21 protein-coding genes are annotated in these 24,950 nt (G+C 68.9%); 8 read left to right on the top strand and 13 right to left on the bottom strand.

Annotated features, from left to right (window positions below; all coding sequences use genetic code 11):
- The first annotated feature begins 174 nt into the window (after nt 1–174).
- A complete protein-coding gene (gene mscL / locus AZC_RS23775; protein WP_043879824.1) occupies nt 175–609 on the top strand; it encodes a large conductance mechanosensitive channel protein MscL in 435 nt (144 codons plus the stop codon).
- Here the strand turns inward: mscL and AZC_RS23770 are convergent, their stop codons facing one another.
- Together AZC_RS23770 and AZC_RS23765 are read right to left on the bottom strand one after the other, a co-directional pair.
- Nucleotides 610–1,680, bottom strand: a complete 1,071-nt coding sequence (locus AZC_RS23770) for a quinone-dependent dihydroorotate dehydrogenase (RefSeq protein ID WP_012173159.1) — start codon at nt 1,678–1,680, stop codon at nt 610–612.
- 10 nt (nt 1,681–1,690) lie between these two features.
- A complete protein-coding gene (locus tag AZC_RS23765) occupies nt 1,691–2,389 on the bottom strand; it encodes an orotate phosphoribosyltransferase (RefSeq protein ID WP_043879823.1) in 699 nt (232 codons plus the stop codon).
- A 134-nt stretch (nt 2,390–2,523) separates the two neighbouring features.
- On the opposite strand from AZC_RS23765, the gene AZC_RS23760 reads away from it, so the two are divergent.
- The 3 genes from AZC_RS23760 (at nt 2,524) to AZC_RS23750 (ending at nt 6,225) form a co-directional block, all read left to right on the top strand.
- On the top strand, nt 2,524–3,567 hold the full coding sequence (locus AZC_RS23760; protein ID WP_043879822.1) for a glycosyltransferase family 4 protein: 1,044 nt from the start codon (nt 2,524–2,526) through the stop codon (nt 3,565–3,567).
- A 70-nt stretch (nt 3,568–3,637) separates the two neighbouring features.
- Nucleotides 3,638–5,098, top strand: coding sequence for an O-antigen ligase family protein (locus AZC_RS23755; RefSeq protein WP_012173156.1), 1,461 nt, complete (start codon nt 3,638–3,640; stop codon nt 5,096–5,098).
- Nucleotides 5,095–6,225, top strand: coding sequence for a glycosyltransferase (locus tag AZC_RS23750; RefSeq protein WP_012173155.1), 1,131 nt, complete (start codon nt 5,095–5,097; stop codon nt 6,223–6,225). Before AZC_RS23755 ends, AZC_RS23750 begins: the two co-directional genes overlap by 4 nt.
- 7 nt (nt 6,226–6,232) lie before the next feature.
- On the opposite strand, the gene AZC_RS25930 is transcribed toward AZC_RS23750, so the two are convergent.
- The 3 genes from AZC_RS25930 to AZC_RS23735 form a co-directional block, all read right to left on the bottom strand.
- A complete protein-coding gene (locus AZC_RS25930) occupies nt 6,233–6,745 on the bottom strand; it encodes a hypothetical protein (RefSeq protein ID WP_012173154.1) in 513 nt (170 codons plus the stop codon).
- 74 nt (nt 6,746–6,819) lie between these two features.
- Nucleotides 6,820–7,785 carry a glycosyltransferase gene (locus tag AZC_RS23740; protein WP_012173153.1) on the bottom strand — a complete coding sequence of 322 codons (966 nt, stop codon included), beginning with the start codon at nt 7,783–7,785 and terminating at the stop codon, nt 6,820–6,822.
- A 26-nt stretch (nt 7,786–7,811) separates the two neighbouring features.
- Nucleotides 7,812–9,293, bottom strand: a complete 1,482-nt coding sequence (locus AZC_RS23735) for a hypothetical protein (protein ID WP_158304155.1) — start codon at nt 9,291–9,293, stop codon at nt 7,812–7,814.
- Between the two features lie 263 nt (nt 9,294–9,556).
- Between AZC_RS23735 and AZC_RS23730 the strand changes: the two genes are divergently transcribed.
- Both AZC_RS23730 and AZC_RS23725 read left to right on the top strand, forming a co-directional pair.
- Entirely contained in the window at nt 9,557–10,201 is a 645-nt protein-coding gene (locus AZC_RS23730; protein WP_043879820.1) for a hypothetical protein, read from the top strand.
- A 7-nt stretch (nt 10,202–10,208) separates the two neighbouring features.
- The gene (locus AZC_RS23725) at nt 10,209–11,702 is read left to right on the top strand and encodes a GumC family protein (protein WP_012173150.1); all 1,494 of its coding nucleotides are present in this window, start codon (nt 10,209–10,211) and stop codon (nt 11,700–11,702) included.
- Between the two features lie 27 nt (nt 11,703–11,729).
- Here the strand turns inward: AZC_RS23725 and AZC_RS23720 are convergent, their stop codons facing one another.
- From AZC_RS23720 to AZC_RS23705, 4 genes are all read right to left on the bottom strand, one after another.
- A complete protein-coding gene (locus AZC_RS23720) occupies nt 11,730–12,416 on the bottom strand; it encodes a hypothetical protein (protein WP_043879819.1) in 687 nt (228 codons plus the stop codon).
- Nucleotides 12,417–12,560: 144 nt separating this feature from the next.
- Nucleotides 12,561–14,702 carry an SLBB domain-containing protein gene (locus AZC_RS23715; protein ID WP_052286053.1) on the bottom strand — a complete coding sequence of 714 codons (2,142 nt, stop codon included), beginning with the start codon at nt 14,700–14,702 and terminating at the stop codon, nt 12,561–12,563.
- A complete protein-coding gene (locus AZC_RS25815) occupies nt 14,702–15,079 on the bottom strand; it encodes a hypothetical protein (protein WP_043879818.1) in 378 nt (125 codons plus the stop codon). The genes AZC_RS23715 and AZC_RS25815 overlap by 1 nt, the downstream gene beginning before the upstream one ends.
- Nucleotides 15,076–15,354, bottom strand: coding sequence for an STAS domain-containing protein (locus tag AZC_RS23705; RefSeq protein ID WP_043879817.1), 279 nt, complete (start codon nt 15,352–15,354; stop codon nt 15,076–15,078). The genes AZC_RS25815 and AZC_RS23705 overlap by 4 nt, the downstream gene beginning before the upstream one ends.
- A gap of 197 nt (nt 15,355–15,551) precedes the next feature.
- On the opposite strand from AZC_RS23705, the gene AZC_RS23700 reads away from it, so the two are divergent.
- Both AZC_RS23700 and AZC_RS23695 read left to right on the top strand, forming a co-directional pair.
- Nucleotides 15,552–16,625, top strand: coding sequence for a glycosyltransferase (locus AZC_RS23700; protein ID WP_052286052.1), 1,074 nt, complete (start codon nt 15,552–15,554; stop codon nt 16,623–16,625).
- The gene (locus AZC_RS23695; RefSeq protein WP_012173145.1) at nt 16,622–18,454 is read left to right on the top strand and encodes a sugar transferase; all 1,833 of its coding nucleotides are present in this window, start codon (nt 16,622–16,624) and stop codon (nt 18,452–18,454) included. Before AZC_RS23700 ends, AZC_RS23695 begins: the two co-directional genes overlap by 4 nt.
- 2 nt (nt 18,455–18,456) lie before the next feature.
- Here the strand turns inward: AZC_RS23695 and guaD are convergent, their stop codons facing one another.
- The 4 genes from guaD to AZC_RS23675 form a co-directional block, all read right to left on the bottom strand.
- The gene (guaD, locus tag AZC_RS23690; protein ID WP_012173144.1) at nt 18,457–19,800 is read right to left on the bottom strand and encodes a guanine deaminase; all 1,344 of its coding nucleotides are present in this window, start codon (nt 19,798–19,800) and stop codon (nt 18,457–18,459) included.
- Nucleotides 19,797–21,095 carry an NCS2 family permease gene (locus AZC_RS23685; RefSeq protein WP_043879816.1) on the bottom strand — a complete coding sequence of 433 codons (1,299 nt, stop codon included), beginning with the start codon at nt 21,093–21,095 and terminating at the stop codon, nt 19,797–19,799. The genes guaD and AZC_RS23685 overlap by 4 nt, the downstream gene beginning before the upstream one ends.
- 246 nt (nt 21,096–21,341) lie before the next feature.
- The gene (locus AZC_RS23680; protein ID WP_012173142.1) at nt 21,342–24,083 is read right to left on the bottom strand and encodes a molybdopterin-dependent oxidoreductase; all 2,742 of its coding nucleotides are present in this window, start codon (nt 24,081–24,083) and stop codon (nt 21,342–21,344) included.
- The gene (locus AZC_RS23675) at nt 24,080–24,898 is read right to left on the bottom strand and encodes an FAD binding domain-containing protein (RefSeq protein ID WP_012173141.1); all 819 of its coding nucleotides are present in this window, start codon (nt 24,896–24,898) and stop codon (nt 24,080–24,082) included. Before AZC_RS23675 ends, AZC_RS23680 begins: the two co-directional genes overlap by 4 nt.
- Nucleotides 24,899–24,950: the final 52 nt, after the last annotated feature.

Here is a 24,950-nt window from a genome sequence, read left to right as displayed (position 1 = left end):
TCATGAAAGCGTCACGGGAGGGAATGTGACGGAAAGATTTTTGGCCCCGCCGCCTTGTGTCGCAGCGCACCCCTTGGCCGCCTGCCGCGGCACCTGCAAGCTTGAGGTTGGCACGAATCCGCCGGCGCGGCGTTGTCCGTGGGTCAGCGGTTTGCAGAACGGGAGGAGAGACGGATGCTGAGGCAGTTCCGGCAGTTTGCGATGCGAGGCAATGTGGTGGACCTCGCGGTCGGCGTCATCATCGGCGCCGCCTTCGGCAATATCGTGTCCTCGCTGGTCGGTGACATCTTCATGCCGGTGATCGGCTCGGTCACCGGCGGGCTCGATTTCTCGAACTACTTCCTGCCGCTCTCCTCGGCCGTCACCGCCGAAAATCTCGCGGATGCCAAGAAGCAGGGCGCGGTGCTGGCCTATGGCAACTTCATCACCATCGCCATCAACTTCATCATCATCGCGGCGATCCTGTTCTTCATCGTGCGGGCCATCAACTCGCTGAAGCACGAGGAGAAGAAGGATGCGGCACCGCCGCGCTCCGAGGTGCTGCTGGAGGAAATCCGCGACCTGCTGGCGAAGGACGTCGCCAGCAAGTCCCCGACCGGCCCCGCCTGATCAGCGGATATCGGCGCCCACCGCGTCGGCCACCGAGCGGAAGCCGTCCGCCTTCAGGCGGGCGGCGAGGTCCGCCTTGATGCGCGGCACCAGCGCCGGGCCGTGGAAGACGAGCGCGGAATAAAGCTGCACGAGGCTCGCGCCGGCGCGGATCTTGGCATAGGCATCCGCCCCCGAGGCGATGCCGCCGGCACCCACGAGCGGGATGCGCCCGCGCACCAGCCGGTAGAGCGCGCCGAGCCGCTCGGTGGAGAGGGTAAAGAGCGGCGCGCCGGAGAGACCGCCGGTCTCGCCCTTGTGGCGGCTGCGCAGGCTGTCGGGGCGCGAGATGGTGGTGTTGCCCATGATGATGCCGTCGACGCCGAGCTCGAGCGTCACCTCCGCGACGGCTTCGAGACCGGCGTCGTCGAGGTCGGGCGCCACCTTCACCAGCAAGGGCGGGCGGGTGGCGGCATCCGGAAGGCTGTCGTTTCGGGCAGACAGCGCCGCGCCGATGAGGGCCGACATTTCGGTGCGCGCCTGGAGCAGCCGCAGGCCGGGCGTGTTGGGCGAGGAGACGTTGCAGACGATGTAATCGGCGAGCCGGCAGGTGGCGGAGACGCCCGCCACATAGTCCTCGCTCGCGTCCTCGGTCTCCTTGTTCTTCCCCACGTTCGCGCCGACGATGCCGGGCAGGCCGGCGGCCTTCCTCTTGCCGAGCTGGTAGATGAAGGGGGCAAGGCCCTGCGAGTTGAAGCCGAAGCGGTTGATGACCCCTTCGTCCTCATCGAGGCGGAACAGGCGCGGCTTGGGATTGCCCGGCTGCGGGCGCGGCGTCACGGAGCCGGCTTCCACGAAGCCGAAGCCCAGAGACAGCAGCGGATCGATGATCTCCGCATCCTTGTCGAAGCCGGCCGCGAGCCCGACCGGATTGGGGAAATCGATGTTCCAGACGCGGGTGCGCAGCACCGGGTCGGCCGGCGAACGGTCGGCGGGCACGAGGCCCTTCTTCAGCGCGCGGATGGACAGGCCGTGGGCCTGCTCCGGCGTGAAGAGAGGCAGGAAGGGACGGACGAGCGGATAGAGATCCATGGTCCGCGCGTCACTCGCTCAGCTGCGAGGCGCCGCCATGGGCCTTGGACCAGCCGTGGGGATCGTTGAGGAAGGCCTCGATCTCGTTCACCTGCGCCGGCTCGAAGCGGTTCATGGTCTTAACCGCCGCGAGGATGTCCCACCAGGTGCACAGGTGGTGCAGCTCAAGGCCGGCATCCTGAAGGATCGACTTCGATTCCTTGAAGATGTCGTAATAGAAGAAGACGAAGCAGTGGTCGCAGGTGGCGCCCGCATTGCGCAAAGCGTGCACGAAGTTCACCTTGCTGCGGCCGTCCGTGGTGAGATCTTCCACCAGCAGCACGCGCGAGCCTTCGTCGAGATGGCCTTCGATCTGCGCGTTGCGGCCGAAGCCCTTGGGCTTCTTGCGCACATACTGCATGGGCAGCATCAGCCGGTCGGCGATCCAGGCCGAGAAGGGAATGCCCGCCGTCTCGCCGCCCGCCACCGTGTCGAACTGCTCGAAGCCGATGTTGCGGTAGATGGTGGAGATGGCGAAGTCCACCAGCGTCTGGCGCACGCGGGGGAAGGAGATGAGGCGGCGGCAGTCGATATAGACCGGGCTCGCCCAGCCGGACGTGAAGATGAAGGGCTCGCCCGAGGAGAAGCGCACCGCTTCCACTTCCAGCAGCATGCGGGCGGTAAGCTGCGCCACTGTGGCCTTGTCGGTGAATGCGGTGACGGTGGACATGGCGGGCGACCCTTCGTTCAAACTGCTGCTGCGCGCATATAACAGAGCCGGCGGCGGGAAAAAGGCCCATGCGCGGCATAGAAGGGCTGCGCGGGGCGCGAAAGCGGCGAAATCGACGCCGGAAGGGGCAAGGCGTGGGGGATCAGGTCTGGCAACTGGTGGATTCCTCCACCATCGGCGGCATCGAGACCCATGTGGGCGTGCTCGCTGCGGCCTTGCGGCGCGCCGGATGGGACGCGCAGGTGGTGCTGCTGGCGGACCACGGGCCCAATCCCTGGCTGGCGCAACTCGACGCGCGCGGCGTGCCGCACACGGTTCTCGCGGGCGGGCTGGGCGGACTGCTGGCCGCGCTGCGTAGCGAGCGGCCGGCTTTGCTGCACACCCACGGCTATAAGGCGGGCATCCTCGGCCGGCTGGCGGCGCGGCTCTCCGGCACGCCGTGCGTGTCCACCTTCCACGCGGGAGAGCGGGGCCCGTTCCCGGTCTCGCTCTATCAGATGCTCGATGCCTGGACGTCCGTCCTGGCGCCCCGCATCGCGGTGAGCGCCCCCATCGCCCGGAACCTGCCCTTCGGGGCCAAGGTCATCGGCAATTTCGTGCCGGTGCCCGCCGCGCCGCCTGCGGGCGCACGGCCGGATGTGGTGGGCTTCGTGGGCCGCTTCAGCCCGGAAAAGGGGCCGGACCTCTTCTGCGCCATCGCCGAACGGTGCCGCGACACCGGCCTTGCCTTCGAGGCCTTCGGCGACGGGCCGATGCGGGTCGAACTGGAGGGGCGTTATCGCGGGATCGTGACCTTCCACGGCCTCGTCACCGACCCCTCTCGCATCTGGCCGCGCCTCGGCCTGCTGCTGATGCCCTCGCGGGCCGAGGGCCTGCCGCTTGCCGCCATCGAGGCCATGGCCGCCGGCATTCCGGTGGCCGCGAGCGCGGTGGGGGCTCTGCCGGACGTGATCACACCGGGCGGGAACGGCTGGCTGTTTCCGCCCGGGGACATTGAGGCCGCCGCTGGAGCGGTGCGGGCCTTCGCCGGTCTTTCCCCGGACGCACGGGCAGCGTTCGGGCAGTCAGCATGGCGGGCCGCGCGGCAGGGTTATGCGGTGGACGTGCTGCTGCCCAAGGTCTGTGCCGTCTATGCGGCTGCCGGCGTAGTGCCGCCCTCAGCATCCGCCGGCACCTAGCGGCGGGCTCGTAGCCGCGGGGATGGCGGTATAGAATGGCGCGATCCTCCGACGCCTGCCGGGTCGATTCGTGACAGACGAAAGCTTTCAGCGTGCCGCCCCGCGCCGTCCTTTCCCGACGGGGGACGGGCACATCTGGGAAATCGTGATCGCGCTGCTGTGCGTCGCGCTGGTCTTCTATTCCTGGATGAAGCAGCCGGGCCTCGAGATGCCGCTGCTGATCTCCGCGGGCTTTGTGGTGGTGGTGCTGGCCTTCAAGCGCCCCTCCGTGCCCTGCATCATGTTCGTCTGCTTCTCGTTCCTGCGCATTCACGAGGCGTTTCCGGTCCTGAGCCCGCTGCGCATCCCGCAATTGCTGGCGCAACTGATCCTGATCGTCACCTTCTGGCACCTGGTGCTGATGCGCTCCATCCGGCCCTACTGGTCGCGCGAACTGACCGCCTTCGCGGTCTTCTTCACCTTCTGCACCGCGTCCATCGTCACCTCCAGCGGGCGGGACACGTCCTTCCTGTTCTGGTCGGATTCCTTCAGCAAGGTCGCCCTGATGACCCTGCTGATCGCCTGGTGCACGCGCAAGGCGGCGGACTTCCAGCTCGCCGGCCAGACCATCGTGCTGGCGGGCATCGCGGTCTCCTGCGTCGCCATCTACAACAAGGTGCACGGCATCGGGCTCGTGGAGGGCACCCGCGTCACCATCGGCCGCGACGTGGGCTCGGTGCTGGGCGATCCCAACGACCTTGCCCTCGCGCTGCTCTTTCCTCTGAGCTTTGCCGGCGCGCTGGTGGTGGCCCGCACCAATCTCCTCAACCGCTTCTACGGCCTTGTCGGCTTCGGCTTCGTGGTGGCGGCGATCATCTGCACCCAGAGCCGCGGCGGCCTTCTGGGCCTTGCGACCGTGACGGCGGTGATCGGAAGCCGCTATGTGAAGAACAAGATGCTGGTGGGCATCATCGGCGTTTGCGCCATGGTGCTGCTCTATGCGGTGGCGGGCATTTCCGGGCGCTCGTCCGGTGGCGCGGCGGAGCAGGGCATCGACGAATCGTCCGAGGGCCGCCTCATCGCGTGGCGCACGGCCTGGAACATGGTGAAGGCCCATCCGCTGCTCGGCGTCGGTCTCAACACCTTCCCGCTCAACTATTATTTCTACACGCCGGAATGGGACGGGCACGAGCATGCGGTCCATTCCACATGGTTCGGCGTGCTGGCCGAGACGGGTTTCCTCGGCTTCACCTCCTTCATCACCATGATCGGCATGCTGATCCGCCTCAGCCTGCGCTGTCTCAGCGTGGCGCAGGGCCATGGCGTCGATCCGCGTTTCTCCACCGCCGCGCTCGCGCTGACCTCGGGCCTCGCCGGATTCTGCGTGTCCGGCACCTTCCTCACACAAGGCCTGTCCTGGCCCATCTATGTCACCCTCGCGCTGACGGTGGCGCTGGCCCGCGCCCTGTCCGAGCCGCGCGATCCGGGCAGCGAGGTGCCGGTGGCCGGTCCCTTCCTGCCGGTCGCGACCGGCATCGGCGAGCGCGCATGAGCGCTCCGCTCGTGGTGTTCGGCGAGGATTGGGGCGCCCATCCGTCCTCGACCCAGCATCTCGTCTCGCGCCTTGCGGCCGACCGGTCCGTGCTCTGGGTGAACTCCATCGGCCTGCGCCGCCCGCGCCTCGATGCCCGCGATCTCGCGCGCCTCCTCGCCAAGGCCCGCGCCATCGCCGGACGCGCCCCGTCCCGCCCCGCGTCCATGCCCGAACCTGAGGGACCCCGTCCCGCCCGCATTCTCTCGCCCCTCGCCATCCCCTGGCCGGGCAGCCGGCTGGCGGAGGCGGTCAATCGCCGCCTCATCGGTCGGCAGGTGCGGCGGGTGATGGCGGAGATGGGCATGGAGCGCCCCATCCTGTGGGCCTCGCTCCCGAGCGCGGTGAGCGTGGTGGGGGCGCTGGGCGAGCGGGCGGTGGTCTATTATTGCGGCGACGACTTCGGCGCCCTCACCGGCGTCGATCATGCGCCCGTGCTGGAGCTGGAGGCCCGGCTCGCGGCGTGCGCGGACCTGATCGTGGCCGCCAGTGCGCCCTTGGCCGAGCGCTTCGCCGGCCGCAACGTGCTCCTCCTGCCCCATGGCGTGGACTATGATCTGTTCGCGACGCCGTGCGCCCGCCCGGCCGATCTCCCGGAAGGTCCGGTTGCGGGCTTCTACGGCAGTGTGTCGGACTGGCTGGACATCGGCATGCTGGTGCGGGCGGCGCGGGCGCTTCCGGATTGGCGCTTCGTCTTCATCGGGCCGGTCCAGACGGACGTGTCACCACTGGCCGGGCTGCCGAACGTGCGCTTCCTCGGGCCGCGTCCGCACACCGCATTGCCGGGCTATGTGCAGCATTGGGATGTGGCCCTCATTCCCTTCCGCGACACGCCCCAGATCCGCGCCTGCAATCCTCTGAAGCTGCGGGAATATCTGGCCAGCGGGACGCCCGTCGCGGCCACGCGCTTTCCCGCGCTCACGCCCTATGAGGGGCTGATCCATGCCATCGATCCCGGTGGCGACCTCACGCCTGCCATCCGTGGCGCGGCACAGGACCGCGACGGCATCGCCCGGAAGGCGGCCGTCGCTGCGGAGGGCTGGGATGCGAGGGCAGCGAGGCTTTCCGCCGCCCTCGACGCGCTGTGAGCGCGCGTTACTGCGCCGTGCCGGTGCTCGGGGCCGGGGCGGCCTGCGTGGGCTGCGGCTGCGGGGCCGGCTGGGCCTGAGCGGCGGGCGGCGTCGTATTCGGTGCCGCTGTGGTCGTGGTGGTGGTGGCCGTCGTCGGGGCCGGCGCGTTCGAGCGGGCGGTCGCCGTACCCGCGTCGGCCGGATTGACGCCCTGGCCCTGCGGCGTGGACGGCTGCTGGGTCACCCGGTCACCCTTGTCCGACTTGGTGGTCTTAGCCACGGTCGAGGTACCGGCCTTCTTGGTCGTGCGGGCCTTGTGGGTGCGGGTGTTTTGGGGAATGCCGAGCACGCCCTTCACGCCGCCCGCGACACCGCCGGCCACGCCACCTACCACACCGCCGACCGCGCCGCCCACGGGGCCGGCCGCATTGTTGCCGACCGCCGCGCCTTCCTGCGCGCCGCGCACCACCCCCTGCGCCGCCACGGGCGAGGCGACCAGTCCAAAGCCCAGAAGGGCCACCATCATCTGCTTTTTCATCGCTCCGTCCTCCTTGACCGAGTCAACGAGCGGGCCGGAGCGGCGGTTCCAGCGGGGAACCGATGTGATTTCCGCTAGGGAATGCGTTCGGCCATCACGTCGATGATGCGCTGGGCAAGATCCGCCTCGCCACCCTGTGCCGCGGCATAGGCGAGGCCGGCTGCGGCGGTGCGGCGGCGCAGGTCATCGTCCCGCCAGGCGCGGTCGATCATCGCGGCGAGCGCGGCAGGGTCTTCGGCCGGAACGGTCAGGGCTTCGCTTGCGAAGACGTCGGACATGCCCGGTCCCTCGCTGCCGATGACGCACTTGCCGAGCCGCATGGCGTTGAGGGCTGTGGAGATGCCCGAGGCGACAATGGAGGACTTCAGCACGGGGATGACCACCAGCTTCGCCCGCGCCAGCATCCGGGCCTGCGCCGCCGGCGTGCCGTCATCATCGAGCTGGAGAACATTGGCGGGTAGATGGTCAGGGTTCCACGTGAAACGTGCCCCGTGGGCGGCGAGGTCCGCGGGCCGCGCGCGGGCGATCGCGCCCGGCCAGGGCAGGTGTTCCATGGCGGCGAAGAAGGTGTCGAAGTCGCGCATGGAGCGCCCGAAGCAGAGCACATAGTCTTCCGCCACCGGAGATGCGGCCATCTCCGCCTCGGTCAGATTGACCTTGAAGGGCACGAAGGCGCAGCGCTCGGCAGGGATGCTGAAGACTTCCGTCAGGCCCCGCACGTCGCGGAACAGATTGAGGTAGAGGTCCGCCCGCGAGAGCAGCGCCCGCTTCAGCGGATGCAGTAGGTGGCCCTTCAGCCCCTCCGGCCGGCGCAGCACCATGTCGGAGGCAACGAGCGGCCGGCGGGCGCCGGGGCGCAGGTTCGCCAGCGCAACGCCCATGGTGAGGCCGGGATCGCAATTGACGAGATAGACGCTGTCCTGTGGTCCCGCTGCATCGCGCAGGTCGGCCAGCGTGCGCCGATGGACGGCGCTGCCGCTACGCCCGTTGGCCGCCTGCCAGCGCTCCGGGATCGCCGGCCAGTTCGTGACGATGCGCATGGGCGCGGCTGTCTCCTCGAGCCGGATCAGGGCCGGCCCTTTGCCTCATCGAGCCATGGCGGCAGGCTTGCCTTCAAGGGCGCCGCCGCCTTGGCGTCGCACGTGCCCGGACGGCGCCAGAGGCACGCCGGGCCGCGCGTGCCGTTGGCATAGCAGGCGATCTTCTCATAACCGGTGCCGGTGAAGTCCTCCATGGGTTCGCCGGGCAGCTCGGTGGTGGTGAGGATATAATTGAAGGCAGCACTCTTCGCCTTGAAGTCGGGATCGGCCGCGGTGATGCCGTAGAGGCCCTTGTCGGCATTGAGATAGACATAGCCGCCGCTCAGCCACCAGGAACTGCCCGGCGCGATGGCGAGGCCGCAGCTCTGCGCGTCCGCATTCACCGCGCGGGTGGCGAGGATGGTGCCGCGCCCCAGCGAGAAGGTGGCGGCGAAATAGCCGAAGCCCCCGAGCAGGCCGGAGGTGAGCGCCACGAACACGGCGCCGATGGCGGCGATGCGCCAGCGCGGCACGCGCCCCTCCCACAGCCGGAGCGCCAGCAGCGATCCGCCGATGCCGGCGAGCACCAGCACGAACGGCACGCCGGGATAGAGATAGCGCGGGTGCTTCATGGCGATGGTTTCCAGCACCGCCAGATTGAAGAGGGGGATGGCCAGCAGCAGCGGCAGCCGCTTCACCGCCGCAAGCGCGGTGAGCACGATGAGGGCGAAGGCGCCCGACCAGTAGGCGAGGATCCAGCCGGGGTAGTGATACCAGGGCACGAAGCCGAAGCGGCCCTCTCCGGTCTCGCCGATGCTGGAGCTCTGGTACTTCACGTATTTGATGATGGACTGGAAGGGCATGCCCCAGGTGGCCCAGTCCAGCAGCCCGAGGAAGAGCAGCGGCCCAATGCCGCCGAGCACGAAGGCGGCGTAGCGGCGGATGTCGAGCCGGGCCACCCACACGCCCACCAGCAGCACGATGGGCCCGAGCTGGATCCGGAAGGCGAGCGCCGCGCCGAGCCACAGGCCGGCATGGACGAGGCGCCGGAAGCTGCGCGCCGGCCCGTCCGGATAGGCGAGATAGACGCCGGGAACGAGCAGGAAGGTGGCGATGGTGTCCTGCAAGGGCTGGCCGGCGTAGTAGACCGTCTCGAACCAGTAGGCGGCGAGCGCCCCGCAGACCACGGCGCCCACGCTGCCCGCATGGCGCCAGCCCCACAGGAAGGCGGGCGGGATCACCAGCAGGGACATGAGGCTGCACACCGCCGCCGCGCCGAAGATCTGCGCCTGCGCCTGACCGCCGAGAAGACGGGCCGCCTCCATGCCGGGCCAGATGAGGCCGGGCACCAGCCAGGGCCGGGCGCCGGAGACGAACTCCCACGGCAGCAGGCCCCGCCCGTACATGAGCCGGTGGGCCTGTTCCAGATACTGGAAGGTCACGTCCGCATAGCTCATGTTCGGCGCCAGCCAGAACACCACGAGCTTGGCTGCGTAGGAGGTGAGGATCAGCCCCGCGAGGACGAGCATCATCGACGCCGGCAGGCGCGTCCGGTCCTCCCCGGACGCGGAAAGATCAGAAGAAGACTGCCGTTGCATGAACCACCCCGCTGGCGCGCCGGTGATGAAAAGCATGTTTCACTGCCAACGCCAACCGTTTCTCGGGTGGTAATAAGGTATTGTGTCCGGTCGCAAAATGATCGGCTTTGGGCGACAGTGAAGACTGGCGATTCGGTGTGCGGCGGAAGACGGGCGTGGGAATGATCGTGGCAGGTGGTCTGGGAGGGCGGTGGATGCGGGCCGGCTGCGTGCTGGCGCCGCTCGCGGTCGTTTTGGCCGCCTGCACCACCACGCCGGCCGATCCCATCTCCATGATCCCCCCCAATGTGCAGGCGACCGTGGTCGCGGAGGAAAAGCTCCGCGAGGCCCGTGAGCAGGCCAATGCCGGCGATCCGGCGGCCCGCTCCACATCGGTGCAGGACATCCTGGCCCGCGCCCGCGCCGAGGGAGCTGCGCCCGCCCAGGGGGGCGATGGCGCGCAGGCTCCCGCCCCGGCTGGAGCGCTCGCAACCGGTGGCGCACCCGCGGCGCCGGCCCCCGCGGGCGCCGCCGCACCGACCGCCGGAAAGCCGGCGCGGACGGCCCCGGCGCCGCGCGAGTTCGAGATCGTGTTCGAGGGCACCACCGACCAGCCGCCCGAGCGTGAGCTGGCCGCGTTCCAGAAGGCCTGGAAGGCGGCGAAGGTGAGCGATAAGACCCAGGTAATGATAACCGCAGGTCCGGGCGGGGGCGGCAGCGCTTTTGATCAGGCCCTGCTGGCGAACCGGCGGCTGCGCACGGTAAGATCGCTGCTGCCAGCCACCGTGAATGCGCGCCAGCATTACGATCCCGAATTCGTGCCGGATACGGTGCGGATCGTGGTTGGAGCGATGGACTGAAGACGAGATGTTCGAGACCGCTTCGGATACGTTTGCCTATGTCGCCCAGGTCGCCTGGCGCCGGCGGTTTCTGGCCATCATCCCGATCCTGCTGCTGCCGCCGCTGGCGCTCGTCGCCGCCGCGATCGCGCCCGCCCGCTATGAGGCGCGGATGACGCTGCTGGTGCAGGAGCCCTCCAAGCTCAACCCGATCCTCAACGACATCGCGGTCAATCCGAACCTGAAGGAGCGTATGTCGGCGCTCATCGCGCTCGCCCATTCCGAGGTGGTGCTGGGCAAGGTGCTGGAAGACCTCCACCGGGTGACGCCCGAGACCCCGCCCAAGCAGCGGGATGATCTGGTGAAGGCGCTCTCCGAGGCGGTGACCATCCAGCTCGTCGGCTCCGACATCATCGAGATGCGGGTCCGCAGCATGGATCCCAATTCCCCCGCCCAGACCCTCCAGGCGCTGTCCCGCCGCTTCGTGGAGCGCCTCGTGTCGCCCGAGCGCACGGCGGTGCAGGACAGCGAGCGCTTCCTGAAGGACCAGATGTCCGAGCGGCGGCGCGCCCTCGATGGTGCCGAGAAGGCGCTGCTCGACTTCCGCACCGCCAATGCCGACAAGCTCCCGGCGCTCTACAACAGCACGGTTCAGCGCCTCGCTACGCTGGAACAACAGCTCCAGTCCAAGGAGATGGACCTCAGCATCGCCGGGGCCACCATGGAGGAACTGCGCAAGCGGCTCGCCAGCACCAACCCGCTCATCGGCCGGATCGAGGAGAACATCGTCCAGGCCTCGGCCGAACTGGCCTCGCTGCGCGCCCGCTACACCGACGAGCACAGCCTCGTGCAGGCCGCCGAATGGCGCCTCCAGCGGCTGGAGGAGGAGCGGCGCCACCTCCTGAACGACAGCCACGCCATCTCCACCACCGATCTCGACCGGCTATGGAACATCGCCGCCGGCGTCGGCACCGCACCTGCCGGCGACCAGCGCGGCAATGACAGCGACCGCAATGCGACCCCGCTCCTCGTCTCTCAGCTCCAGCGCCTGCAGGAGCAGCAGAGCAAGCGCACCGCCATCGAGAGCGAGGTGGACCAGTTGCGCAAGGTCATCGCGGTGCTCCAGAGGGATATTGCCGAGTTCGGCCCCATCGACCAGCAGCAGCAGCAGCTGGAGCGCCAGGTGTCCTTCGCGCGGGATAATTATGAATCGCTGGCCAAGCGCTACGAGATGGCGCGTGTCACCGGTGCGCTCGGCGTGTTCGAGGCGCCCGAGCGCGTGAAGGTGCTGGAAACCCCGTCGGATCCGGCATCCAAGGTCACGCCCGGCTATGCGCTCTATGTGCTGGCGGGGATCATCTCGGGCTTTGCGGTGGGCGGGGCCCTGGCGGCGGCGAGCGAGCTGCTCGACACCCGCCTGCGGCGGCCGGCGGATTTCGCCCGCATCCTCGGCGTGCCGGTCATCGCCCGTGTGCCGCGCATCTCGCCGCAGGAAGCCCAGCCGCGCCCCTACGCCGCCTGAGGACGGGGCCGCCTTCGCGGCGCCCGCTCACAGCTTGGTATTGAGCATCCGGCTGCCGCGCACGGCGGAGATGAAGCGCTGCACCAGATCCGGCGCGAAGGGCATGAGGCGCTCGGCCTCGGCCGCCAGCTCTTCGCCCGGGGTGGGATTGAAGCGGTCGTTCACCACGATGCCCTGGATGGGCGCATTCGCCTGGCGCAGCGCACTGGCGGCGCGGTTCAGCATGGCGCGCGTGACCCGGCCGGCGAGGCACACCACCACGATGCTCTCGCAGGCCGAGGCGATGGCGGTGACCGGTACGGCGACGCGTTCGCTCGGCTCCACGGCGGCGAGATCGAGCACGATGGCGTCATAGGAGCGCATCAGCCCGTCCAGCATGTTGCGGATGGCGAGCGCATTGCGGAAGGCGAAGCTGGCCTCGGGCAAAGGCGAGGCCTGGAGCCGGTCGAAGCCGCGCGGGTCTTCCTCGATGTAGGGGGTGAGGTCCGCGTCCTCCGGAGACCAGCGGGTGGCCTGTGCGGGAACCGCGGCGGTGGGATCGGAGAGGCCGATGAGCAGCGTGCGGTTCCGCCGCTTGGCGCGCTCCGCGAGCGCTGCCGCGAGCGTGGAGACGCCGCTGCCGCTGACCACGCCGGTCACGCCGACCACCCGCACGCCCTGTCCGAACGTGGCGAGGTAGACGGATTCGACCTCGCGAAGGCCTCTGCCCCACATGAACCCTCTCCCGTCCCGGACAGCCGGAGCGGCTGCCCGTGCGTCCTGTCTCCCGGTTCCCATCCGATAGCCGCCGGCACGCCGGATCGTAACCCGTCCGCAGGAATGGGTCACACCGCTCCCGCCGGACCGCATCCGCCGGGTCTAGCCTCCCGAGAGGAAGGCGATGAGCGAGACGATGGGCAGGACATTCTGCACGCCGTCCATGAATATCTTCCAGCCGCTCTGCGCCGTGGTCGGCACATAGACCGTGTCACCCGCCTGTACCACCGGCAAGAGGCGGATGTCGCCGGTCTTGGCGAACTGGATCAGATCGAAGATCCGGGCCTGTTCCCGGCAGCAGCCGAGGTTCACCACCACGATCTTCTGCTGGTAGGCGTCGCTGGTGGGGCCGCCGGCTTCCGCCAGCAGATCGAGCAGCGTCATGCTGTTGTCGAAGCGGTAGCGTCCGGGACGGGCGACGGCGCCGAGCACGCGCACGGTGCTCTCCTTGCTGTCGTCGAACCACTCCTTGTTCGCCCGGTCCGGGATGAAGATGACGTCGCCGGTCTTCACCCGCGGCAGCAGCTTGTCGTCACCCGTCGCGAAATACTGGGCGAGGTTCACCTGCGTGACCTTCGATCCCGGCAGGCCGCGGTGCGACACACGCACGTTGCGCAGGTCGGCGGTCTGGGTCGGGCCGTTGGCGGCGGACAGGATGTCCAGGAAGGACATGTTCTTGTTGAAGGCGTAGCGGCCGGGGATCTGCACCTGGCCCATGATGTAGATCACGTCCTCCTTCGCCAGCTGCACCCACTTCGCCTTGTTGTCGATGGGCGATTCCGGCAGCGAGGGCATGCGGATGACGTTGCCCGCCCGAATCTTGGGAAGCTGGTTCAGGCTGCCGCCATTGCTGAGGAAGGCCTGGAGGTCGAAGGTGACGGGGGTCGCCGTATCCTTCTCCGACTGGAGGATCTGGAGATGGGCGATGTCGGCGCGCTGGTTGGGGCCGCCGGCCTCGCCGAGGAGGTCGAGCAGGCTCATCTCGTCCGACCATTCATAGCGGCCGGGGCGGTTCACCTCGCCCATCACCTGGACGGCGCGGTTCGGCGCCACCTTCAGCCACGAGGGGCGGTCCGAGGTCTCGATCTTCTCCGGAACGAAGATGGCGTCACCCGGCAGGATCAGTGGCAGCCGGGTGGAGGTGCCCTCCGTGTAGGCCACGAGATCGAAGGGTTCCACGCCGCCGTCGGCCTTGAGCACCCGGATGTTGCGGGTTTCCGCATAGCGGGTGGGACCGCCGGCATTGGCGAGGATTTCCATCAGCCGGGAATCCGGCGGCGCCTCGATGGGACCGGGCCGGTTCACCTCGCCGATCACATAAACGGTGCGCACGGAGCGGCGGATCTCGTCCGCCTGCTTCGGCACGAAGATGATGGCGCCGGGGCTGAGCGGCGGCAGCAGCTTCTCGTCGCCCGTGTCCAGATACTTCTTCATGTTGAAGATGATCGGCTCGCCGCCGTTCATCACGCGGATCTGCTCGACGGAGGCATATTGGGTGATGCCGCCCGCGCGAAGGATCATGTCCACGACCGTGAGGCCGGGCTTGTAGCCGAACGAGCCGGCGCGCGTGACCTCCCCGAACACCTTCACGGCCGACGTCGCGTCGGCCGCGTCGCCCTGGTCGGCGAGGGTGCGGGCATCGAAATTGATCTGCACGTTGCCGGTGGCGGGAGAGGAAGGCACGAAGATCTCGTCCAGCGGCTGGAGCTGGGGGATCAGCGTCACATCGCCGGTGTCGAGATATTTCTTGTAGTCGAAGGTCGAGGTCTTGCCGTCGCGGCGCAGCTGGAGCTTGTCCAGCTGGGCGCCCTGCTGGAGTCCGCCGGAGGCGCCGATCGCCTGCTGGATGCCGGCGTCCACGGGCAGGTTCACCTCGCCCGGATTGACCACATAACCCAGCACTGTCACCACCAGCCGGCGCTCCTTCAGGCCCACCTGGAGGCGGGAGAGGTCGCGATAGGCGCGGGCGAGGGCGTTGCGCACGATGGTGATGGCTTCGGGCATGGTGCGCCCGGCCACGTCCACCTCGCCGACTTCCGGCAAGGTGATGCGACCGTTGCGGTCCACCGCGAAATCCTTGTTGAACACGGACTCGCCCGGCAGCGTGATGGCCAGCACGTCGCCAACGCGCAGCCGAATGGCCCGATCCGCCGCCGGCGGCTGCTGGGCGTGCAGGACGCCGGGCAGCGCGAACGCGAGAAAGGCCAGGATGGCAGCGAGCAGAGGGACGGGGAGGCGGCCCATCAGCGGCTCCCGCTCTGTGCGGCGCGCCGCGGCAACTGGCGTTCGATCATCGCCAGCTTCTGCTTGAAGCGGGCGATGTCGATTTCGGTATCCTCGGGGAAGCCACCCTCCGACTGCCGCCGGATCTGGATCAGGAGACGCTCGGCGTCCGCCGTGTCGGCGGCGGCGTAGTAGCGGGCGTTCCGCGAAATGAGCACGACCAACTGGTCGGAGAGGTTGTCGATGCGCGCATCGGTGGACGGGCGGCGTTCGGCGAGGCCGCCCCGGCCCTCGTCGGGCCATGGCAGGAAGGTGCTGGCCTCGCAGCCCGCGAGCGCGAGGCAGGCGGCGGCCAGCGCTGCCATCTTCAGGACGCCCGGTGCCTGGTGCTGGCTCACGGTCTTTGCTCCGCGATGAGGTCGGCCATCCGCAAATGGGTGAGAAGCTGGAGTGGCTGCCCGCCGGCGCCCACCAGGCTGAGCCGGTGGCCGTTCATCTTCAGGCGCTTGTAGAGAAACACGATGCCGCCGACGCCCGAGGAATCCATGAATTCCACCTGCGCCAGATCCAGCACCACATCGTCCGCCGTGCTGCCCAAGGTCTCGAACGTTGCCTTGAGTTCGGCCATGGCGGCGGCGTCCATGTCTCCCGCGATCTCGACCACCTTCGGCATGGAGCCCCCGCTCTCATCATCGCGGCTTACGCATAGTCTTCGCACCGCGTCTGACGGGTGCGGCCAAATTTCTCCTTCCGGGAAGAGAGAACCGACCGACGCAGAGCGGTGTTATCCATCGCCAGAACAATCGATTTACCTTAATAACCGGTAAAGCATTGCAAGCATGGGCGTGGCGCGCCGTGCGGGAGTCGTCCGTGCCGGGTGGAATTGTTCAGATCGTCCAGCGCCTGACACCGGGTGGCCTCGAGGTTCTGGCCATCGATCTGTCGCGCCGCCTCGGGGGCAACAATCCCATCGTCAGCCTGGAACTGACGGCCGAAGCGATCCTCGCCGCCTGGCCGGACATTCCGCTGCCGCCCGATGCGATGATCGGCATGGGCAAGGCGCAGGGGCTGACGCCCGGTCTCATCCCCAAGCTCGCCCGCCACCTGCGGGCGCTGCGGCCCCGCGCCGTCCTGACCCATCATGTGGGCCCGCTGCTCTACGGCACGCTCGCCGCCCGCCTCGCCGGCGTGCCGGTGATCGCGCATGTGGAGCACGACGTCTGGCACTATGACGACCCCCGCCACCGCTGGATCGCCGGCATGGTGGCGCGTCTCGTGCGGCCGCGCGTGGTAGCGGTCTCGCAGGCCGTGGCGGACGAGATGGCCACCGTCATGCGGGGCTGCCCGGTGACGGTGATCCGCAATGCGGTGGATACGGACCGCTTCCGGCCGCAGGACCGCGCCGAGGCCCGGCGCCGCTTTGACCTGCCCGTGGAGGCCCGCATCGTCGGCGTGTCGGGGCGGCTGGAGCATGTGAAGGGGCAGGATGTCTTCCTGCGCGCCTTCGCACAGGTGCCTGGGGCGGTCGCGGTGCTCGCCGGGCAGGGGTCGCACGAGCGCATGTTCCGCGCCCTGGCGACGGAACTCGGCATTGCCGACCGGGTGATCTTCCTCGGCTATCGCGCCGACATGGAGGCGCTTTATCCTGCCTTCGACGTGGTGGCCCTGCCCTCGCGCGCGGAGGGCCTGCCGCTCTCGGTGCTGGAGGCGCAGGCCTGCGGCATTCCGGTGGTGGCAAGCGACGTCGGCTCGGTGCGCGAGGGGCTGTGCCCGGATGTGAGCCTTGCCGTGCCGCCCGAAGACCCTTCGGCACTGGCGGCGGCCCTCAACCTGCGCCTCGATCATCCCCCGGCGGGTGATCCGCGCGCCTTCGTCACCGGCCATTTCTCCTGGGACCGCATGGTGGCGGACTACAGGAGGCTGCTCACTCCGGAGGCGGCATGATCGCGCTGGAGCTGCTGTTCTGGCTCAGCCTCGTGCTTGTCGCCTATCACCATGCGGTGTTCCCGGCGCTGTTGCGCGCGCTGGCCCGGAGGCGCGGTCCGCGCCCGGTGCCGCCGCCGGTGCCCGAGGCCGACCTGCCCGTCATCACTCTGGTGGTGCCGGCCTATCAGGAAGCGGCCTTCATCGCCGCCAAGCTGAAGGACTGCGCGGCCCTCGATTATCCCCGCGACCGGCTGAAGGTGATCGTCGCCTGCGACGGCTGCACCGACGGCACGCCGGAGGCGGCGCGCGCGGCTCTGGCCTCGGAGGCCTGCGCGGGCCTCAATGCCGAGGTGCGCGATTTCCCGGTCAACCGGGGCAAGGTGGCGGTGCTGAACGAGGTGATCGCCGGCCTGCCGCCCGGCCTTGTCGCGCTCTCCGACGTCTCCGCCAGCCTCTCGCCCGATGCCCTGCGCCGGGCGGCGGCGCATTTTGCGGACCCGCGCATCGGCGTGGTGGCGGGCACCTATGCCCTCCGGGCGGCGGGCAGCGCCGGGGAGGCGGGCTACTGGCGCTACCAGACCGCCATCAAGGCGGACGAGGCGGCGCTCGCCGCGCCTATCGGCTGCCACGGCGCCTTCTACATGTTCCGGCGGGAACTCTGGGCGCCGCTGCCGCCGCACACCATCAATGACGATGTGATCCTGCCCATGCGCATGGTCGCGGCAGGGGCGGGGGCCGTCTATGACCGCGCCATTGTGGCGACGGAAGAGGAGCGCACCCACCGGGCGCAGGAGTTCCGCCGCCGGGTGCGCATCGCCTCCGGCAATGTGCAGCAGGCGCTGTGGCTGTGGCGGCTCGGTGATCCGCGCCGGCCGGACCTCGCCTTCATCTTCCTCTCCGGCAAGGCGTTGCGGGCCTTCGTGCCCTTCCTCCTGGTGATCCTGTTTGTCTCCAATCTCCTCCTTGCCTTCTATCCGCTAACACTCTACCGCCTGCTATTGGTCGGGCAGGTGGCCTTCTACGGGCTCGCCCTGTTCGCCATCGCGAAATCCGCCGCGCCTCTGCCGCGCGTGCTGCGGTTCGCGGGTTATTTCGTGGAAGGGCACGGAGCGGGGCTGATCGGCGCGCTGCGCCAGCTCACCGGCAAGGACCGGGGACGCTGGGGCCGCGCCGCGGAGAGCAAGGCGGGCATGAGCGCTGCGGGCGAGCCGGAACTCGATTATGTCCACCCGGTGGTGCGGGTGGGCAAGCGCGCCTTCGACATCGTGGTGGGCGCCATCGCCTTTCTCGTCCTGGCGGCGGTGTTCGTGCCGGTGGCGCTCGCCATCAAGCTCACCTCGAAGGGGCCGATCTTCTATCGCCAGATCCGTGTCGGCCGCTCCACGGAGACGCGCACGGACCTGTTCTACCTCTTCAAGTTCCGCACCATGTATGTCGATGCGGAGGCACGCACCGGCCCGGTGTGGGCGACGGCGAACGATCCGCGCATCACCCCCATCGGCCGCTTCATGCGCAAGACCCGCATCGACGAGCTGCCGCAGGCCATCAATGTGCTGAAGGGCGACATGTCCATTGTCGGCCCGCGCCCGGAGCGGCCCGCCTTCTTCCTGAAGCTGGAGAAGGAAATTCCCTTCTATGTGGAGCGCACCCACGGCCTGCGCCCCGGCATCACCGGCCTCGCGCAGGTGAACCAGGGCTATGACGGCTCCATCGAGGACGTGCGCTCCAAGGTCGGCTACGACCACGCTTACGCCATGCGCCTGCTGGACCCGTGGGACTGGATCAAGACCGACCTCTCCATCATCTTCCGCACGGCGGCGGTGATGGTGCTCGGCAAGGGGCAGTAGCCTCAGGCGTATTGGAACGGCTCGGCCCGGTCGCGGTCATAGGCGCAGCGGCCGGCCACATAGGTGGCGCGGATGGCGCGGTCATCGCCCAGCGTCATGAGGGCGAAAAGCTGGTCGCTGATGTCGTCGCTGCGGGCGGTGCGCAGGGCCAGCAACTCGGTCGCCTTGAGGTCCAGCACGCACACATCCGCCTCATAGCCCGGCGCGAGACGCCCCAGCCGGTCGTCCAGATGCAGCGCATGGGCGCCGCCCAGCGTCGCGAGATAGAAGCCCTTCACCGCATCGAGCCGCCCGCCCTGAAGGGCCGCGACCTTATAGGCCTCGTTCAGGCTCGCGAGCTGGGAGAAGCTGGTGCCCGCCCCCACATCGGTGCCGAGGCCGACGCGCACCGGCCGGCGCGGATCGAGCGCATCAAACAGGCGGAAGAGTCCCGAGCCGAGGAAGAGGTTGGAGGTGGGGCAATGGGCGAGCGCCGCGCCGGTTTCGTGGCACGTGCACAGATTGCCCTCGCTCACATGCACCCCGTGCCCGAACACCGCACGCGGGCCGACGAGCCCGGCATGGGCATAGACATCGAGATAGTCCGCCCGCTCCGGGAAGAGGCCGGCGATCCATTCGATCTCCTTGCGGTTCTCGGAAAGGTGGGTCTGGAGGAACAGGCCCGCTTGGCGCTTCAGCAGATGGCCGGCGGCTTCAAGCTGCTCCGGCGTCGAGGTGCCGGCGAAGCGCGGCGTCACCGCATAGAGCTGGCGGCCGGTGCCGTGCCAGCGGGCGATCAGCGCCTCGCTCTCCGCGATGCTGCGGGCGACGCTCTCATCCAGCAGGCCCTCGGGGGCGTTGCGGTCCATGAGCACCTTGCCGGCGATCATGCGGGTGTCGAAGCGGTGGCTTTCCGCGAACAGCGCCTCCGCTGAATGGGGATGCACCGTGCAATAGACCATGGCCGTCGTGGTGCCGTTGCGCAGCAACTGGCGCAAAAACACCTTGGCCATCGCGTCCGCATAAGCGGGATCGGCGAAGGCAAGCTCGGTGGGGAAGGTGTAGCGCTCCAGCCACTCCAGCAGTTCGCCCGCGAAGGAGGCGATCATCCCCGTCTGCGGATAATGGACATGGGTGTCGATGAAGCCGGGGCAGAGCAGGGCGTCGGGAAAGGACCGGATCTCCGTCCCCTCCGCCAGGCTCGGCCAGAGGGCCTCATAGGGGCCGAAGGCGGTGATGCGCCCAGCCTCCATCACCAGCAGCGCATCGCTCTCGTAAACGAACGTCTCGGCCTCCGGGGCGAGGAAGGGATTGCCCCGGAAGGTGATGGCGCCGGCGCGCAGAGCGATGCGGGGGGCCTGTGTCACCCGGCCGAGCCTTCATAGGCATATTTGAACAGGAAGACGGCGGCGATGATCCAGACGATCCAGTTCACCTCTTTCGCCCGGCCGGTGAAGAGCTTCAGCCCCGCATAGGAGATGAAGCCGAAGGCAACGCCCGTGGCGATGGAATAGGTGAAGGGCATGAGCAGCGCCGTCACCGCCGCCGGGATGACCTCGGTGATGTCCTCCCAGTCCAGCTCGGTCAGATCGCGCAGCATCAGGCAGGCGACGAAGAACAGTGCCGGGGCCGTGGCATAGGCGGGCACCGAGCCGGCCAGCGGGGCGAAGAACAGGCAGGCGAGGAACAGCACGCCGACCGTCACCGCCACGAGGCCGGTGCGCCCGCCCTCCTGCACGCCGGACGCGCTTTCGAGATAAGCGGTGGAGCTGGAGGTGCCGAGCAGCGAGCCGGCCAGGATGGAGGTGCTGTCCGCCAGCAGCGCCTTGTTGAGGCGCTCCATCTTGCCGTCCTTGAGCAGGCCCGCGCGGCGGGCGACGCCCATGAGCGTGCCGGTGGCGTCGAACAGCTCCACCAGGAAGAACACCAGCACCACATTGAGGATGCCGGCGTGCAGCGCGCCCGGAATGTCGAGGGCGAACAGGGTCGGCGAGAGGGAGGGCGGCAGCGAGACGAAGCTGGAGAGCTTGTTGCCCGCGAAGAAGAAGCTCAGCGCCGTGACGCCGAGGATGCCGATGAGCAGCGCGCCCTTGAAGCGCAGCACGGAGAGCACCGCCACCGCGAAGAAGCCGATCACCGAGAGGATGACGGTGGGCTCATGCAGATTGCCCAAAGTGACGAAGGTGGCGGGGCTCGCCGCGACGATGCCGGCGCTCTTCAGCGAGATGATGGCGAGGAACAGCCCGATGCCCACCGTGATGGCGATGCGGATCGAATGGGGGATGCCGTTGACGATGGCCTCGCGGATGCGGAACAGCGTCACCAGCACGAAGCACACGCCGGAGATGAAGACGGCGCCCAGCGCGATCTGCCACGTGTAGCCCATGCCGAGCACGACCACGTAGGCGAAGTAGGCGTTGAGGCCCATGCCGGGGGCGATCGCGATGGGATAGTTGGCATAGAGCCCCATGGCGAGGCTGCCCAGCGCCGCGATGAGGCAGGTGGCCACGAACACCGAGCCGTGGGGCATGCCCGCATCGGCGAGGATCTTCGGATTGATGAAGATGATGTAGGCCATGGTGAGGAAGGTGGTGAACCCCGCCATGATCTCCGTGCGCACCGTGGTGCCGTTGTCCTTCAGCTTGAAGAGCCGCTCCAGCATCAGCCCAGTCCCCCGTTTAAGTTCCCAGCCCTCGCCCGCGAGAGGCTCTGCCTGATCCTGCGGGCGAGTGTTCGTCCTGATTTCAGAGGGCATTACCCCCCTCCCAACCCTCCCCCGCAAGGGGGGAGGGCTTTCCGCCCGGCGCTTGGGCCGATCTCATTACAGAGCGCCACCACTCCCTCCCCCCTTGCGGGGGAGGGCCGGGGAGGGGGGTAATGCCCTCTCCACCCCTCACGCCCTCGAAAATCACACCCTCTCCGTCCCAGCCTCCCGCGCCGCCTTCAGCGCCCGGAACACGCGATCCCGCGCGAAGGGCGTCGCCCGCAGGCGCACGCCCGTCGCGTCGCGGATGGCGTTGCCCAGCGCCGCCGCCACCGGATTGAACGGGCTCTCGCTCATGGATTTGGCCCCGAAAGGCCCCAGCCTGTCATGGGTGTCCGCGAACAGCACTTCAGTGCGCGGCACGTCGGCGAAGGCGGGGATGTGATAGTGGCGGAAGGCGGGGTTCACCACCGACCCGGCGTTGTCGATGACGAGGTCCTCGAACAGCGCGGCGCCCAAAGCCTGCGCGACGCCGCCCTCCACCTGTCCCCGGCATTGCATGGGGTTCAGCACCCGCCCCGCATCCGCCGCCTGCACGCTTTTGAGGATGCGCACTTCGCCGGTCTCGCCATTCACCGCCACCACGAAGCCATGAACGTTGAAGGCGATGGAGCGCGGCGAGCCGTTGCTGACGCCTTCCGTCGCGAGCGGCGCGCCCGCCGCTTCCGCCGCGCGGGCGAGATCGGCCAGCGGGAGGAGCCGGCCATCCGGCAAGGTGACGCCTTCCGCCGTCAGCCGGCCATCGCCCGCCGCAACACCGGCGTGATCTGTCGCGAAGCTGAGAACGGCGGCTTTCAGCTTCTCCGCCGCATCGAGCGCCGCGCGGCCCGCCACCACGATGCCGGTGCTGCCATAGGCGCCCGTGTCATGGGCCACCGCGTCCGTATCGGAGGTGACGAGGCGGATGGCCTTGGGGCAGGTGCCCAGCGCCCCGGCGACGATCTGGCCGTGGACCGTGTGGCTGCCGTTGCCGAATTCCACCGTGCCGACCGCCAGCTCATAAGCGCCATCCGCCGCCAGCTTCAGACGCGCATGGGCATGGTGGCCGCGCGGGGGGATGGTGTCGATCATGGCGAGCGCCATGCCCTTGCCCACCTGCCAGTCCGGCCCTTCCTGCACAGGATCATGCGGGCCGGCGAGCGCCGCTTCCACGAGGTTCAGGCACTGGTCGAGGCCGTAGCTGCCATATTCGATGTCGTGCGGATGGAGGCTCCAGGCCACCATGGCATCGCCGGGGCGGATGACGTTGCGCCGCCTGAGCTCGAACGGGTCGAGGCCGAGCCGCCGCGCCAGTTCGTCCATGGCGCTCTCGATGGCGAAGATGGTCTGGCTGAGGCCATAGCCCCGGAAGGCGCCGGAGGGCAGGGTGTGGGTATAGACCGCCTCGCCCGTCACCTTCTTGTTGGGGCAGCGATAGACCTGCACCGATTCGTTGCAGCCGTGGAACAGCGTGCCCACGCCGTGATTGCCATAGGCCCCCGTGTTCGAGAGCACGTCCATCTCGAAGGCGGTGAGCGTGCCGTCCGACCTCGCACCCAGCTTCACCCGCACCCTCATGGGGTGGCGGGAGGTGGTGGCGGCGAACTGTTCCTCGCGGGTGAGTTCCAGTTGCACCGGCCGCCCCGTCTTCAGCACGGCGAGACCGACGATGTCCTCCACCAGCATTTCCTGCTTGCCGCCGAAGCCGCCGCCCACCTGCCCGGTGAACACGCGCACGGCTTCGCGCGGCAGGCCGAGCACGGTGGCGAGCGCATCGCGGGTGAGGAAAGGCACCTGCGTGGACGAGCGGATGACGAGCCGGCCGTCCTTATCCCGCCAGCCGATGGCGCAGTGGGTTTCGAGATGCGCGTGCTGGAGGCGCTGGCTTTCCAGCGTCTCCTCCACCACCACGTCCGCCGCCGCAAACCCCGCCGCCACATCGCCCACCTCGCCTTCGAGATGCGCGACGATGTTGCGGGCGGGATCGAAGATGCGGCTCTCAGCGCCCTTCTCCCCATGCACCCGCGGTGCGCCGGGCTGGCGGGCGGCCTCGGGATCGAAGACGGCGGGAAGCACCTCGTAATCGACGACGATCCCCCGGCAGGCCTCCTCGGCGGCGGCCACCGTCTCGGCGATCACGGCGGCGACGCGCTGGCCCACATGGCGCACCACATCGTCGAGGATGCGGGTGTCGTCCACATCGTCGGTGGCGATCTCGTGCCGGGCCGAGGAATAGAGGACCGGCGGCGCATCCTTATGGGTCAGCACGGCGATCACGCCGGGCACCGCCAGCGCGGCCGCCGTGTCGATGGCGCGGATGCGCGCATGGGCGTGGGGCGCGCGGACGAGCTTCAGGTGCGTGAGGCCGGGCACCTCCACATCCAGCGTATAGCGCGCCGCGCCCGTGAGGATGGCCCGCGCTGCCGGGGCGTGGACGCTGTGCCCGCAGGCAGCACCAGCCTCGGGATGTTCCGCATGGGCGATGCCGGCCACCGCATCGGCAATGGCGCGATAGCCGGTGCAGCGGCAGAGATTGCCCTTCAGAGCGGCGGGCAAATCCCGCCGCTGCGCCTGATTGAGCGCGGCCACCGTGAGCACCTGCCCGGCCGTGCAATAGCCGCACTGGAAGCCCTGCGCGTCCAGAAAAGCCTGCTGCACGGGATGGAGATCGTTGCCTTCCGCCAGCCCCTCAATGGTCGTGATGCTGCGCCCCAGCGCGCGGAAGGCGGGCGTGATGCAGCTATGTACCGGCGCGCCGTCGAGCAGCACGGTGCAGGCACCGCAATCGCCCACATCGCACCCGCGCTTGACGCCGAAGGCGCCGAGATCGCGCAGGAAGGTGCGCAGGCACTGGCCCGCGCGCGGGGCGGCCTCGATGTTCCGGCCATTGAGGAGGAGGGCGCTCATGCCGCCTCTCCCGTCAGCTCGCTGCGGATTTGCTGCGCAAAAAGCCGCGTCATGTGGGCCCGCCAGAGCGGATCGCCATGCACGTCGTCATACCAGCCGACGGGCGAAACGGCGGCGTCGAGCGCGGCGAGAAGCGTTTCGGCGTCTGGCAAAGCCGGGAAGTCGAGCCGGACCGGCCGGGGCGTCGACGCGGTGATCGTGAGGCCGAAGCGGCCCGCCCCGTCCTGCGTCCCGATGACCAGCGCGGCGGAGCGGCCAAGCTCATTCAGCGCGATGCGGCGGAAGGCCCAGCGCAGGTCCATATTGCAAGCCGGCACGAGAATGCTGCGCAGCAATTCTCCCGTTCCGAGCCGCGTGCGGGTCGGCGCGAGGATAAACTCGCGGGCCGGCAGCGTCCGGGCTGTGCCGTCCGCCCGCCAGATCAGCATCTCCGCATCGAGCGCCACCGCGAAGGCAGCCATGGGTGCGGCGGCGAGCGCGGTGCACAGATTTCCGCCAATGGTCGCCGCCGCGCGCACCTTGAACGACCCGTAGAGCGCGCCGCAGCAGCGTGCCGCCAGCGCCGAGAGGCGAGGGGGCAGCGACGCTTCTTCGAGTTCCGCGAAAGTGCAGGTGGCGGCGATCTCGAGGCCATCCGCCGTCAGCGTGACCGGCGGCCAGTTGAGGGCCGGCAAATCGATGAGGCGGGAGAGCGCGGGATCGGGTGCCGCGAACAGGGCGGTGCCGCCCGCAAGAAAGGCATCGCCCGCCTGAAAGGGGCCGATCTCGTCACGGGTCCGGGGCCGGTGGAGGGCGGTGACGGTGTTGAGATCCATGGGCCTTCGCGCTGCGGGACCGGTTGCCTCCGGTTTCCCATTCTCCCGCCCC

Source organism: Azorhizobium caulinodans ORS 571, assembly GCF_000010525.1.
Taxonomy (GTDB): Bacteria; Pseudomonadota; Alphaproteobacteria; order Rhizobiales; family Xanthobacteraceae; genus Azorhizobium; species Azorhizobium caulinodans.
The sequence above is the reverse complement of the archived record's forward strand: the minus strand, read 5'-3'. Positions and strand labels throughout refer to the sequence as shown.

Bases quoted from the DNA above. Each gene is read 5' to 3' on its own strand.
- mscL (WP_043879824.1), top strand. From the start codon at position 175: ATGCTGAGGCAGTTCCGGCAGTTTGCGATGCGAGGCAATGTGGTGGAC.
- AZC_RS23770 (WP_012173159.1), bottom strand. From the start codon at position 1,680: ATGGATCTCTATCCGCTCGTCCGTCCCTTCCTGCCTCTCTTCACGCCG.
- AZC_RS23765 (WP_043879823.1), bottom strand. From the start codon at position 2,389: ATGTCCACCGTCACCGCATTCACCGACAAGGCCACAGTGGCGCAGCTT.
- AZC_RS23750 (WP_012173155.1), top strand. From the start codon at position 5,095: ATGAGCGCTCCGCTCGTGGTGTTCGGCGAGGATTGGGGCGCCCATCCG.
- AZC_RS25930 (WP_012173154.1), bottom strand. From the start codon at position 6,745: ATGAAAAAGCAGATGATGGTGGCCCTTCTGGGCTTTGGACTGGTCGCC.
- AZC_RS23740 (WP_012173153.1), bottom strand. From the start codon at position 7,785: ATGCGCATCGTCACGAACTGGCCGGCGATCCCGGAGCGCTGGCAGGCG.
- AZC_RS23735 (WP_158304155.1), bottom strand. From the start codon at position 9,293: ATGCTCGTCCTCGCGGGGCTGATCCTCACCTCCTACGCAGCCAAGCTC.
- AZC_RS23730 (WP_043879820.1), top strand. From the start codon at position 9,557: ATGCGGGCCGGCTGCGTGCTGGCGCCGCTCGCGGTCGTTTTGGCCGCC.
- AZC_RS23725 (WP_012173150.1), top strand. From the start codon at position 10,209: ATGTTCGAGACCGCTTCGGATACGTTTGCCTATGTCGCCCAGGTCGCC.
- AZC_RS23720 (WP_043879819.1), bottom strand. From the start codon at position 12,416: ATGTGGGGCAGAGGCCTTCGCGAGGTCGAATCCGTCTACCTCGCCACG.
- AZC_RS23715 (WP_052286053.1), bottom strand. From the start codon at position 14,702: ATGGGCCGCCTCCCCGTCCCTCTGCTCGCTGCCATCCTGGCCTTTCTC.
- AZC_RS23705 (WP_043879817.1), bottom strand. From the start codon at position 15,354: ATGCCGAAGGTGGTCGAGATCGCGGGAGACATGGACGCCGCCGCCATG.
- AZC_RS23695 (WP_012173145.1), top strand. From the start codon at position 16,622: ATGATCGCGCTGGAGCTGCTGTTCTGGCTCAGCCTCGTGCTTGTCGCC.
- AZC_RS23685 (WP_043879816.1), bottom strand. From the start codon at position 21,095: ATGCTGGAGCGGCTCTTCAAGCTGAAGGACAACGGCACCACGGTGCGC.
- AZC_RS23680 (WP_012173142.1), bottom strand. From the start codon at position 24,083: ATGAGCGCCCTCCTCCTCAATGGCCGGAACATCGAGGCCGCCCCGCGC.
- AZC_RS23675 (WP_012173141.1), bottom strand. From the start codon at position 24,898: ATGGATCTCAACACCGTCACCGCCCTCCACCGGCCCCGGACCCGTGAC.